The sequence below is a fragment of the Croceibacterium ferulae genome, from assembly GCF_003660445.1.
GTDB classification, from domain to species: Bacteria; Pseudomonadota; Alphaproteobacteria; order Sphingomonadales; family Sphingomonadaceae; genus Croceibacterium; species Croceibacterium ferulae.
On record NZ_QZVQ01000008.1, the window covers coordinates 14,390 to 27,078 of the forward strand.

Sequence of the window (12,689 nt, forward strand, 5' to 3'; positions counted from 1 at the left end):
CACCGGGCGCCGCCTACATGTTGGATACTACCCTTTCGAGGATTCTTCATGAGCACCAATCGCGATCCGGACAGCAGCGGCAGCGGCCCCAATGGGGGCGGCGGCGGCAATCCGTGGGTCAAAAGCCTGCTGATCTGGGGCGGCATCTTCCTGGCATTGCTGCTGGTCGTGTCCATGTTCAACGGCTCGCCCAACAATGCCGGCACGCAGCTGCGCTATTCCGATTTCCGCGAACAGGTTGCCAATGGTGACGTGACGGAGGTGCAGATCGCGCCGGACCGGATCACCGGCAAGCTGAGCAACGGCGCCAGCTTCTCCACCGTGCCCGTGCCCAACGACACGGAACTGACCACGCTGCTGGACGACAACAATGTCAGCTATGCCGGCACCGCGCCGGAAGAGGGCAACCTGCTGCTGTACATCCTGGTGCAGACGCTGCCGTTCCTGCTGATCCTGGCGGTCGCGTTCTTCGCGCTGCGTCAGGTGCAGAAGGGTGGCGGTGCCGGCGGGGCGATGGGCTTCGGCAAGTCCAAGGCCAAGCTGCTGACCGAGAAGCAGGGCCGCGTCACCTTCGACGACGTTGCCGGCATCGACGAAGCACGCGAGGAACTGCAGGAGATCGTGGAGTTCCTGAAGGATCCGCAGCGCTTCAGCAAGCTGGGCGGCCAGATCCCCAAGGGCGCGCTGCTGGTCGGCTCGCCCGGCACCGGCAAGACGCTGCTGGCCCGCGCCATCGCGGGTGAGGCGCGCGTGCCGTTCTTCACCATCTCCGGCTCCGACTTCGTGGAGATGTTCGTGGGCGTCGGCGCCAGCCGCGTGCGCGACATGTTCGAACAGGCCAAGAAGAACGCCCCGTGCATCGTCTTCATCGACGAGATCGATGCGGTTGGTCGCCATCGTGGCCACGGGCTCGGCAATTCGAATGACGAGCGCGAGCAGACGCTGAACCAGCTGCTGGTCGAGATGGACGGCTTCGAGGCGAATGAAGGCATCATCATCATCGCCGCCACCAACCGGCCCGACGTGCTCGACCCCGCGCTGCTGCGCCCGGGCCGGTTCGACCGGCAGGTGGTCGTATCCGTGCCGGACATCGACGGGCGCGAGAAGATCCTGGCCGTGCACATGAAGAAGGTGCCGCTGGCACCCGACGTGAACTCCCGCACCATTGCGCGCGGTACGCCCGGCTTCTCCGGCGCGGACCTCGCCAACCTGGTGAACGAGGCCGCGCTGCTGGCCGCCCGCCGCAACAAGCGGCTGGTCGCCATGGCCGAGTTCGAGGAGGCCAAGGACAAGGTCATGATGGGGGCGGAGCGCCGCTCCATGGTGATGACCGACGACGAGAAGAAGATGACCGCCTATCACGAGGCGGGCCATGCCATCGTCGCCGTGCACGAGCCCGCGTCCGACCCGATCCACAAGGCCACCATCATCCCGCGCGGCCGTGCGCTGGGCATGGTGATGCGCCTGCCGGAACGGGACAATTATTCGTACCACCGCGACAAGATGCACGCCAATCTGGCGGTCAGCATGGGCGGCCGTGTCGCGGAGGAAATCGTCTTTGGACACGACAAGGTGTCGAGCGGCGCCTCCAGCGATATCCAGTACGCCACCAGCCTGGCTCGCAACATGGTCACCAAGTGGGGCATGAGCGACAAGCTGGGGCCGCTGCAATATGAGGATCAGCAGGAAGGTTATCTGGGCATGGGCGGCACCAACCGCACCATGGCCGGGGCCGAGACGAACAAGCTGATCGACGAGGAAATCCGCAACCTCGTCGAAGCCGGTCACAGCCGCGCCCGCCAGCTGCTGACCGATCACGAGGATCAGCTGCAGCTGCTGGCCCAGGCCCTGCTGGAGTACGAGACGCTGACCGGTGACGAGATCCGCCAGCTGCTGGAAGGCGGCCGCATCGACCGGCCCGACCAGCCGAGCGGCCCGTCGCCGGTGCAGCCGGTACGCGGTTCCGCCATTCCCAAGGCTGGCCGCAAGTTCAGCGGCGATGCGGCGCCGCAGGGGATCTGAAGGCGATGAGGGGCGGTGGTGACACCGCCCCTTTCTCGTGGCGCTGTGACGGCTTCAGCTGTCCAGCCACTCGGCCAGCGCGGCCAGGCAATCGCGTGCCAGATGCTTGGAGCGTTCCGGGCTCCAGCCCTGCACCGGGTCCGGCAAGTCCGCATTGTCCTTGAACGGCATTTCCAGCGTCATCGCGCAGGCGCCGAAGCGTTCCGCCAGCTGGTTGGTGCTCATGGACAGGTTGGCCTTGCCTGCCGGCGTTTTGGGATAGCCGATCTTCGTCTGGAAGTCGGGGCTGCGCCGGTCCAGGATCGCGCAATAGCGGTCATATTCCGCCCCCAGCTGGTCGGTCCAGCTGGGCACGCCATCATAGCCGGCCATGAAGTTGGCGGCGATCGCCTCGTCCCCGTGCACGTCCATGGCGAAGCGCACGCCGCTCGCATCCATCGCGTTACGAACGGCCAGCACCTCGGGCGAGCGTTCCGCAGTCGGCTCGTGCCATTCGCGGTTGAGGTTCACGCCGGCCGCATTGGTGCGCAGGTGCCCGCGCACCGACCCGTCCGGATTGCAGTTCGGCACCACATGGATGCGGCACCTCTGCCGCAGCACGCGTGCCACCGGGTCGGCCGGGTCGCACAACATCTCCAGCGCGCCTTCCATCCACCATTCGGCCATGCTTTCGCCCGGATGCTGCCGCGCGAACAGCCAGACGGGGATGTCGCCTTCGCCCATCACCAGGCAGTCGATCGCCCGGCCTTCCAGGCTTTGGCCGAGACAGCGATAGGTCACGCCTTCGCACCCGGCAGTATCCGCCACCAGATCTTGATGCCGTTCCAGCGAGTAGGGGGCGAAATAGGCGAACCAGGCAAGATCGTTCGACAGGGTGTAGCGGATGGTCAGCGTCCCGCCATCCTCGCCCGCATCCCAGCTGCTGTCCGCTCGGCCCCAGAACTGCCGGTCATCCGACACCGCCGCATTGTAGTCGGGCCAGCCGCCGGGATAGGCGGAGGCGTTCAGGCCGGTGATGCGCAGCGTCAGGGCCTGCCCGGCCTCGCCCGCGACACGGAAGTGGAACCACTGGAAGAACTCGGACTGGTGGTCGCGCCGAACCGTCAGGGTGGCAGTGGTGCCGTCGATGCCGACGACCTCGATATTGCCGCTGTCGAAGGCGGCGTCGATGTGGATTGCGTTCATTTCACCTCGATAGTCGCTCCTGACTCGCCGGGAAACCCTGCGAACAGCGCCTGTGCCAGTCGCCCGGCCGCGGCCTGTTCGCCGGCATAGTCGCTGTTGGTGCTGGCGCTGAAGTTCGCGCGGCCCTCCCACAAGGGGGTGGTGCTGTTGGTGCTGCGGATCGTCACCCGCAACTGGCGATACAGTTCCTCCGTGGCGCGGTTGCCGCCACCGCCCAGATTGATGCCGACCCCGACGCCCAGGCCGGAGCCGAACCCGCCGGTGCCGCCGCCCACTCCCACGCTGACCGGGCTACGTCCGCCCGGCACCAGCGGTGCCTGGACGCCGCGCTCCAGCGCGATTTCCGCCACCTGCGCGCCGCCGCCGCTGCCGCCCACCACATTGTAGCCGATGCGCCCCAACTCGGCTGCGACGGCGTTGCGATACAGGCTGAACTCCAGCGAATCCGCGCCCGTGTCGCCCGGAGCCGCCGTCACGGCGATCGGCCCGCGGCCGAGCTGCGCGGGCGCCGACCCGGTGAAGCGCGTGACCTCCACCGGAGAGACATAGGCGGGGGTGGTGCAGGCCGACAGCAGCAGGGCGGCGAGGGCGGCGGAGACGAGTGCGGGAGTTCTCATGACGGTACAACACAGGCCGCCGCGACCAGTTGCATTACCGATGCGATTTGGTGCAGTGCAGCAATCACCGTCAATAGAGGCGGCCGAAGGGGCACAGCATGAGCGATCCCATCCCTGTTCTGGTGACCGGCGGCGCCGGCTATATCGGCAGCCATGCCGTGCTGGCGCTGCGCGACCGTGGCTGGCCCGTGACGGTGATCGACAATCTGTCCACCGGCTTCCGCTTCGCCGTGCCTGAAGGCGTGACCTTCTACCGGGGCGACATCGCCGATGCTGACCTGCTTGCGCGCATCTTCGCAGAGCAGGGCATCCGGGCGATCATGCACTTTGCCGGATCGATCATCGTGCCCGAATCGGTCAGCGACCCGCTGAAGTACTACGGCAACAACACGGTGAAGAGCCGGGCGCTGATGCAGGCGGCGGTGGATGCGGGCGTGCCGCATTTCATCTTCAGCAGCACCGCGGCAACCTATGGCATCCCGGAAAGCTCACCCATTGCGGAGGACAGCCCGAAGCGGCCGATCAACCCCTATGGCTGGTCCAAGCTGATGACGGAGCAGATGCTGGCCGACACCGCCGCCGCCCATCCGCTGAACTATTGCGTGCTGCGTTACTTCAACGTGGCCGGCGCCGATCCGCAGGGGCGCAGCGGTCAGTCCACCGCCGGCGCCACCCACCTGATCAAGGTCGCGGTCGAGGCGGCACTGGGCAAGCGCCAGAATGTGGGCGTGTTCGGCACGGACTATGCCACGCCCGACGGCACGGGCGTGCGCGACTACATCCATGTCAGCGACCTGGCGAACGCGCATGTGCTGGCGCTGGATGCGCTGCTGGCGGAGCCGGAGCGGTCGCTGACGATGAATTGCGGCTATGGCAGGGGCTTCTCCGTGCTGGAGGTGCTGGATGCGGTGGACCGGGTGACCAACATGCGGATCGAGCGGGTGCTGAGCCCGCGCCGTGCGGGCGACCCGGATTCGCTGGTCTCCGACCCCGGCCGGATCAAGGCGACGCTGCCGTGGCAGCCGCGGCATGACCGGCTGGAGGAGATCGTGACGCACGCCTTGGCGTGGGAGCGCAAGCTGGCCGAACTGCGCCCCGATGCTTGACTCATGGCCGCGCCCTATTTAACGGCACCGCCTGTGATATGCAGGCACCGGGCTGGTTTCGGTGCCTTTTGTTTTGTTGGAAGAACCCATGAAGATCCGCAACAGCCTGAAGTCGCTCAAGGACCGTCACCGCGATAACCGCGTGATCCGTCGTCGCGGCCGCACCTATGTGATCAACAAGACCAACCGCCGCTTCAAGGCCCGCCAGGGCTGATCAGCCAAGGGGTTTCGGACATGACCGCCGGCAAGCCGCAGGCAGTCGTGTTCGATATCGGCCGGGTCCTGATCGAATGGGACCTGCGCCACCTGTTTGCGCCGCTGATCCACGATCCGGCGCAACTCGACTGGTTCCTGGCCAATGTGGTCACGGAAGACTGGCACACGCAGCATGACGCGGGTGTCATGCTGGCAGACATGGTGCCGGCGCGGCAGGCGGAATATCCCGACCATGCCGCGCTGCTCGACGCCTATCGCGATCGTTTCGTGGGATCGATCCCCGGAGACGTGCCCGGCAGCTTCGCGCTGCTGCAACGGCTGCATGAAGGCGACGTGCCGCTGTTCGCCCTGACCAATTTCGGCACCGAGTTCTTCGCGCAATATCGCGCCACGCAGCCGCTGCTGGACCTGTTCCGCGACATCGTCGTGTCCGGCGACGAGCGCTGCATCAAGCCCGACCCCGCCATCTACGCCATTGCCGACCGCCGCTTCGGCCTGCCGGCGGACGCGCTGCTGTTCACCGACGACAAGCCCGAAAACATCGCCGCCGCCGCTGCCCGCGGCTGGCACACGCACCTGTTCACCGGTGCGGAGGGGCTGGAACAGCGGCTGGTGGCAGAGGGGCTGCTGGGCTGAGGGGCAGATGGTGGCTTACGCCCCAATCCGGTCATTCAAGCGGTGCCGCATCGCGCCTGAAAGCAGCCGTGAGACGCCGAGCCACTCCAAGCCATCAAAAAGGTCTTCAGCCGCGAAGTCGAGCTGTAGAACCCGTCAGTGTGCAGGTGCCTCAGCGGCCTCCGACGCATGCAGGATTGGGGTAGCATAGAGCCACACGTCTCCTGCTTGAGCGACGCAAACCTCAGTTCTGCATCGTAGGACCACCCCCTCGATTTCATCGAACGGAATACGTCCGCGCGTGTTGGAACCGGGTGCGATCAAAAGCGGTGCGTTTATGGCCGGAACGTCGTCCAGATGAACTCGCAACGTGACCATCGGGTCAACAGATCAAACGGCGGAGCGACGTGCTGCATGCCGGCCTTCATCGTCCATGGGCCGAAGCCGTGAATATCGATCTTCTCCCGGACAAAAATCGTGCGATCCTGGTGTCACGCCAGCGACCAGTTTGTCTCGCAGTCTTGTCGAACAGGATTGCTCGGAGGTGGCGACTTGCAGACCCGAGTACGCCTGCTGCGATCAAGCCGATCGATCCGTACGCTGAGAAAATGTCGCAATGCCTCCATGCCGCTGATGCGAATGCCTGCGTGATCCGTTGCGCCGGGCTGGTGCGGCGGCATTGCCAGGGCTGCCGCATCGATCACGCAAACCGCGGGGCGCAGCGGTAGGCCGTCTACACAATCACGGAAGAGGCGAGGGCAGCGCTGCGGGCTGACGCGGAGTGGCCGACGGGCGCGCCGGTCCAGGCGAACCGGTGACACCGGCACCTGACACCGACACAGTGCGTGGCGGCAGCGGCAGGCATCGTAACGGTGCCTTGCGCCTTTTTGCCTTCGACACCGGCGTGGAGGATGGCGATGGTTGCCGCACCTACCGGCTGCGGGTGCAGAACCTGGGCCAGGTCTACAACCTTCTGGAAGTGACGGTGGAGGACGTCGGCTGACGAATGGCCGCCGCTCCGCCGCTCCGCCGCTCCGCCACGGCGCCTTTTCGCCCCGCCCGGAGGGGCGGAAGGGCGCCTGCTCCTTCCCGCCATTGTTCCTCGTGGTGCATGGCTGGAGCAAACGTATCTCCCGTAAGATGCGACATAAATGCAAACCCCTTGCGCTTAGTCACAGCAAAGCGAGATTATCGTTTGCACTTTAGTAGCATGTTCGTAACTTGTGTTCGGAACGGAACAGGGTCTGGCAGGTGAGCCTCCGGCGATCGGAGTATCGCCAACGCACAGTCACCCGGCCGCCATGTGAGTGAGGGGTGCCCGAGAGATCGCAACTCGGGGGGTAAGCTGAATGAAGTCGATGCACCTGGTATCCCGTGCCGCACTTGCAGCGGCACTGGGCGTTGTGCCGCAGGTCATGGCCGTTCCGGCCATGGCGCAGGCGGCGGGGGACGCCTCCGCCGGCGGTTCCTCCATGTACGGGGAAGAGCTTGATCAGGAATCCATCATCGTCACCGGCACCCGCCGGACCGACCGCACGTTAACAGAATCCGCCGTGCCGGTGGACGTGTTCACCGCGCAGGACCTGGCAACGCAGCCCAGCCCCAACCTGCAGACCATCCTGCGCAACCTGGTCCCGTCCTTCAACCAGCAGCGCAACGCCGGCGCCGACGGGGCCTCCTTCGTCCGCCCGCCCACCCTGCGCGGCCTTCCGCCAGACCAGATCCTGGTGCTGATCAACGGCAAGCGCATGCATCGCAGCGCGCTGGTGCAGGTGGCGGGGGACTCACTGTCCTCCGGCTCGCAGGGGCCTGACCTGTCGCAGATCCCTTCCGTGGCGCTCAGCCGGGTCGAGGTGCTGCGAGACGGTGCGGCCGCGCAATATGGGTCGGACGCGATCGCCGGCGTGATCAATCTGGGCCTGCGTGACGATGATGACGGGCTGGAGCTGAACGCGCGCTATGGGCAGAGCTACGAAGGCGACGGGGAAGACCTGCAGCTGTCGGCCAATGCCGGCTTCAAGCTGGGGGAGGGTTTCTTCAACATCTCCGGCGAGTTCATCGACCAGGGCCTGTTCAACCGTGCCCGCGACCGGCCCGATTCCGCCGCCCTGCGCGATTTGGGCGTGGACGTGCCGTTCCCGCCGACGCGTTATGGCCAGCCGGAAAACACATCCTATCGCGTGGTCATCAACTCGGCCATTCCGGTCGATGCGGATACCGAGCTCTACTTCTTCGGCAATTACGGCTATTCCGATCAGGAGGTTGACTTCAACTATCGCCGCCCGATCGCGGTGACCGTGCCGGGCGTGGTGGCCTTCCCCGGCGCAACCCAGGCCGGGCCGCAGACCTTCGGCAAGTCGGTCGGCACCATCTATCTCGACACGATCCCCGGCCTGCAGACGGCCGCCGGCGCGCCGGTCTACAGCGCGACGGGCAACACCTTCGAGGCCAGCTCGCTGTTCCCGGAAGGCTTCGTCCCGCTGTTCATGTCCACCAACGAGGATATCTCTGGCGTGATCGGCTATCGCGGCGAGACATCGTTCGGCATGCGGTTCGACTTCAGCGCCGCCACCGGACGCGACCGCATCCGGTACAACATGAACGAGACGCTGAACCCGTCGCTCGGCCCGCAATCGCCGACCGACTTCTACCTGGGCTTCCTGGAACAGCGCGAAACCAACTTCAACTTCGATGCCAGCTATCCGCTGGAGGTCGGCTTCGCCAGCCCGCTGAACATCGCCGCCGGGCTGGAGTTCCGGCGCGAGACCTATGTGGTCGGGCAGGGGGACGAGGCGTCCTGGGCGATCGGGCCCTATGCCACGCAGACGGTGCAGCGGGCGGACGGCACGCGGTTCCAGGCGACGGCGGCGGTGGGCGCCAACGGCTTTCCCGGCTACGGCCCGGCGTCGGTCGCGGATGGCTCTCGCAACAGCTATTCGGCCTATATCGACCTGGAAACGGACATCGTGGAGGCGTTCACGCTGGGCATCGCCGGGCGGTTCGATCACTTCTCGGACTTCGGCTCCACCGTGAACGGGAAGGTCAGCGCACGCTATGCCTTTACCGATGCGATCGCCGTTCGCGGCAATGTGTCGACCGGCTTCCGCGCGCCGACCCCGGGGCAGTCCTTCACCTCCAACGTGCAGACCGGCTTCCCCAATGGCAGCACCGTGCCGGTCGCCACCGCCACGGTGACGCCGGACAGCGTGACGGGCCGCTTCTTCGGTTCCGAAGCGCTGACGCCGGAGGAATCGGTCAGCTTCTCGGGCGGGGTGGTCATCTCGCCCAGCAGCCGGCTGAACCTGACGGTGGACTATTACAACATCAAGGTGACCGATCGCATCGCCATCACCTCGCCGTTCAACGTCACCGCGGCGCAGCAGCAGGCCTTGTTCGACCTGGGTGTCGGCAATGCGTTCGACCTGGGGCAGGTGAACTACTTCACCAACGGCTTCGCCACCCGGACTCAGGGGGTGGACGCGGTGCTGACCCACCGGACCGCCCTCGGCTTCGGCAGTCTCAACACCTCGCTGGCGGGCAATTACAACAAGAGCAAGGTGATCGACATCACCCGCCCGGCCGCCATCACGGCGCAGCGCGGGCTCAACATCGAAGGGCTGACACCGGAATTCCGCGCGGTGCTGGCCACCACCTTCGATGCGGATGCCTGGTATGTCACCGGGCGGCTGAACTATTCGGGGGAGATCACCACCTATGACAGCGTGGTGGCGACCGGTCCGACGGTGCAGACCTTCGGGGACGAGTTCACCTTCGACCTGGAAGTGGGCGCCACCCTGGCCGAACGCTTCCGCCTGGCGGTGGGCGTGGAGAACCTGTTCGACCAGTATCCGGACCGGGAACTGCGCAACATCTACACGCAGACGGGCGCGCAGGGCAGCGGGCGCATCTACAACGATGCGTCCCCGATCGGCTATCTGGGCGGGTTCTGGTATGTCCGCCTGGGCGCCAGCTTCTAGACTGGCGGGGCATGGAACAGGGAAGGGCGGGGCCTCGGCGGCTCCGCCCTTTTCGTGTGGGGCTCAGGCGGCGGGGGCGACGTCCGGCAGCGCCCGCTGCGCCAGCGGCAGCGCGGTGGTCAGCTTCAGCACCTCCACGGCGAAGGTGCTGGTGACGTTCACGATCTTCACCGCCTTGATCAGCCGCTTGTACACCGAATCATACGCGGCGATGTCCGCGACGATCAGCTTGATCAGGTAATCCACCTCGCCCGCCATGCGGTAGAACTCGACCACCTCGGGCATGGCGGAGACGGTGGCGTAGAACGCGTCGAACCATTCTTCCGAATGTTCGCTGGCCTTCACGTGAATGAAGACGGTCAGGTTCAGGCCGACCTTTTTGGGATTGAGCAGCGTCACGCGCGCGCTGATGACGCCTTCTTCCTCCAGCCGGCGGATGCGCCGCCAGCAGCCGTTCTGCGACAGCCCCGTGCGTTCCGCCACCGCGGCGATGGACAGCGAACCATCCCCTTGCAGGACGTCGAGGATCTTCAGATCGGCTTCGTCGAGCGCGATGTTGCTGACCGTGCTAAGCTTCATCGCCTGGCCATAAACCAGGCGATGCCATGATTCCAGCGGGATGGCGTGATCCGGCACGGCCGGCACGGCTGCGCGTTACATGCTGCGGCTGAACATCACCGCGGCCACGAACAGCAGGTACAGCCCGAAGACGGATTTCAGCGGCCGGCTGGGCAGGCTGTGCGCCGCGGCCACGCCCAGCGGCGCGGTCAGGATCGACATCGCCGCCACCGCCGCCGTGGCCGGCAGGTTGACATAACCCAGCGATCCCCAGGGCAGGTGGTGCTGCCCCAGGCCGATCGCGACAAAGCCGATCGTGGTCGGCACCGCGATCAGCGCGCCCACGCCGCTGGCGGTGGCGATGGCCCGGTGGATGGTCCGCCCGCACAGCGTCATCATCATGATCGCCAGCGTCCCCCCGCCAATGCCCAGCAGGCTGGAAAAGGCGCCCAGGCCGGTCGCGAAGGCGACGCGGACCGGCCCGCCGGGCATCTCGTCCGTCACCACCTTGTTGCTCAGCTGCGGCACCAGGAAGTTGATGGACATCAGCGCCACCCCCGTGGCGAAGATCAGCGTCAGCAGCCGCCCGTTCACATGGTCGGCCAGCAGCACGCCCGCGCCGCATCCCAGCACGATCCACAGGGCCCAGCCGCGCAGGATCTCGAACTCCACCGCGCCGCGGCGGGCATGGGCGCTTAGCGAGCGGAGCGAGGTGACGATGATCGTTGCGGCGCTGGTGCCGATGGCGACATGCGCCAGATGGTGCGGATCGCCGCCCAGCAGCGGCAGCACGATCAGCAGCGCGGGCACCACCACGAAACCGCCACCGATGCCGAACAGTCCGGCGGCGAAGCCGGCGACCAGCCCTGCCGCCAGCAAGCCCAATGCCGGCACGATGATATCGATCATTGCATAACCCCTGTCTGTTCCAAAGGTCCGCTCCCGCAGCGCGCGCATCTTTCTTCATCAGCCCCGGATGCCGTCGCATTCCCCTGTTAGGTGCAATGTTTGTTCTGAACAAGAGAGTAAAGTCAGACGAATCATGCGTTAGAAACCGCATGAGCGGCTAAAAGTGTTTGACGCTGCGCTGCGGTAGTGGGACACAAGGGGCGTGGGGTCGAAGGGTGATGGCCTGCCTGCGCGGCAGCGGCCCTGCCTTGGCCCGGTGGTGGCAAAATCAGGGGACATTCAGATGATGGAACAGGAAGCACGCGCGGATCTGCTGGATCGCGGCTATTCCCGGCGGCAGCTCGGCCGGATCGCCGCGCTGGTCGGCGGCGGGGCCATGCTGGCGCAGGTGGCCGGGCAGGCCCAGGCGCAGAGCCAGGCCGCCCGCGGCATCGCCGGCGCGGTGCGCATCGGCGCGAACGAATGCTGGACCGGCCCCTTCCCGGAGGCGGTCGCCGCCGCCGGCCGCATCGCGGCCGAGGGCAATCGCTACGACCCCGACGACCAGCGCGGCATGCTGCTGCGCACCGTGTCGCAGGTGGATGGCGTGCCGGAAGATCGCATCCTGCCGTGGCCGGGCTCGGGCGACCCGCTGGTCCGTTCCGTGATCTCGTTCTGCTCGCCCACCAAGGGCCTCGTCACCGCCGACCCGACCTTCGAATCGGCCTGGCGCGCGGCCGCCTGGCTGGAAGCGCCGCTGACCAAGGTGCCGCTGCAGCCGGGCAAGGGGCTGGACGTGCGGGCCATGCTCGCCGCCAACCCCCAAGCCGGGCTGTATTACATCTGCACGCCCAACAATCCGACCGGCACGGTGACCCCGCTGTCGGACATCGAATGGCTGGTGGCCAACAAGCCGGCCGATTCGGTGGTGCTGGTGGACGAGGCCTATATCCACTTCTCCGAAGCGCCCAGCGCGGCCAGGCTGGCCGCCACGCGGGACGACGTGGTCGTGATGCGGACCTTTTCCAAGCTGTTCGGCATGGCCGGCATCCGCCTGGGCCTGACCTTCGCAGCGCCCGCGCTGCACGAGAAGATGATGCGCTATGACGGGCGGCAGGTCACCGGCACGTTGCCGATCACCGCGCTCGCCTGCGGCACCGCCGCCTATCCGCTGGCGGACCGGGTCGCCGCCCGCCGTGCCGAGATGATCGCCAACCGCGAACGGACGATCGCCAGCCTGTCGAAGCATGACGTGGTGGTCCATCCGGGTTCGGAAGCCAACATGATCATGGTCGACTGGAAGCGTGGCCCCGCGGCCGACATCCAGAAGGCGCTGCTGGCCGAGAATGTGCAGATCGGCCGCTCCTGGCCGATCTGGCCCGATGTGTCGCGGGTCACCATCGGCTCGTCCTCCGACATGGCGGCCTTCAGCAGCGCGGTGGACAAGGTGCTCGCCTGATCCGAACCTGACACCCGGGTGCCGGCCCGGCGGATTTCATCGCACG

Annotated in this window: 11 protein-coding genes; 7 read left to right on the plus strand and 4 right to left on the minus strand. The window is 66.4% G+C overall.

The window, feature by feature from the left end; genetic code table 11:
- The first annotated feature begins 48 nt into the window (after window positions 1–48).
- Window positions 49–2,022, plus strand: a complete 1,974-nt coding sequence (ftsH, locus tag D5S08_RS10315; RefSeq protein WP_121118223.1) for an ATP-dependent zinc metalloprotease FtsH — start codon at window positions 49–51, stop codon at window positions 2,020–2,022.
- Window positions 2,023–2,076: 54 nt separating this feature from the next.
- On the opposite strand, the gene D5S08_RS10320 is transcribed toward ftsH, so the two are convergent.
- Window positions 2,077–3,207 carry a M14 family metallopeptidase gene (locus D5S08_RS10320; protein ID WP_121118225.1) on the minus strand — a complete coding sequence of 377 codons (1,131 nt, stop codon included), beginning with the start codon at window positions 3,205–3,207 and terminating at the stop codon, window positions 2,077–2,079.
- Complete coding sequence (locus D5S08_RS10325; RefSeq protein ID WP_126665534.1) at window positions 3,204–3,824, minus strand: DUF4136 domain-containing protein; 621 nt, start codon at window positions 3,822–3,824, stop codon at window positions 3,204–3,206. Before D5S08_RS10325 ends, D5S08_RS10320 begins: the two co-directional genes overlap by 4 nt.
- A 98-nt stretch (window positions 3,825–3,922) precedes the next feature.
- Here D5S08_RS10325 and galE point away from each other — a divergent pair, with 98 nt between their 5' ends.
- The 5 genes from galE to D5S08_RS10345 all read left to right on the plus strand — a co-directional run bounded on the left by galE (window position 3,923) and on the right by D5S08_RS10345 (window position 9,738).
- Window positions 3,923–4,930, plus strand: a complete 1,008-nt coding sequence (gene galE / locus D5S08_RS10330; protein ID WP_121118229.1) for a UDP-glucose 4-epimerase GalE — start codon at window positions 3,923–3,925, stop codon at window positions 4,928–4,930.
- 88 nt (window positions 4,931–5,018) lie between these two features.
- Window positions 5,019–5,144, plus strand: coding sequence for a type B 50S ribosomal protein L36 (ykgO, locus tag D5S08_RS10335; protein WP_003046794.1), 126 nt, complete (start codon window positions 5,019–5,021; stop codon window positions 5,142–5,144).
- 20 nt (window positions 5,145–5,164) lie between these two features.
- Window positions 5,165–5,782 carry an HAD family hydrolase gene (locus D5S08_RS10340; RefSeq protein ID WP_121118231.1) on the plus strand — a complete coding sequence of 206 codons (618 nt, stop codon included), beginning with the start codon at window positions 5,165–5,167 and terminating at the stop codon, window positions 5,780–5,782.
- A gap of 856 nt (window positions 5,783–6,638) precedes the next feature.
- Window positions 6,639–6,764 (plus strand): hypothetical protein, encoded by a 126-nt coding sequence (locus D5S08_RS17335; protein ID WP_277750410.1) that lies wholly within the window; start codon window positions 6,639–6,641, stop codon window positions 6,762–6,764.
- 346 nt (window positions 6,765–7,110) lie between these two features.
- A complete protein-coding gene (locus D5S08_RS10345; protein ID WP_121118233.1) occupies window positions 7,111–9,738 on the plus strand; it encodes a TonB-dependent receptor plug domain-containing protein in 2,628 nt (875 codons plus the stop codon).
- 63 nt (window positions 9,739–9,801) lie between these two features.
- Here the strand turns inward: D5S08_RS10345 and D5S08_RS10350 are convergent, their stop codons facing one another.
- Together D5S08_RS10350 and D5S08_RS10355 are read right to left on the minus strand one after the other, a co-directional pair.
- A complete protein-coding gene (locus D5S08_RS10350) occupies window positions 9,802–10,317 on the minus strand; it encodes an Lrp/AsnC family transcriptional regulator (protein WP_121118619.1) in 516 nt (171 codons plus the stop codon).
- A gap of 75 nt (window positions 10,318–10,392) precedes the next feature.
- On the minus strand, window positions 10,393–11,205 hold the full coding sequence (locus tag D5S08_RS10355) for a sulfite exporter TauE/SafE family protein (protein ID WP_121118234.1): 813 nt from the start codon (window positions 11,203–11,205) through the stop codon (window positions 10,393–10,395).
- Window positions 11,206–11,488: 283 nt separating this feature from the next.
- Here D5S08_RS10355 and D5S08_RS10360 point away from each other — a divergent pair, with 283 nt between their 5' ends.
- Entirely contained in the window at window positions 11,489–12,643 is a 1,155-nt protein-coding gene (locus D5S08_RS10360) for a pyridoxal phosphate-dependent aminotransferase (RefSeq protein ID WP_121118236.1), read from the plus strand.
- Window positions 12,644–12,689: the final 46 nt, after the last annotated feature.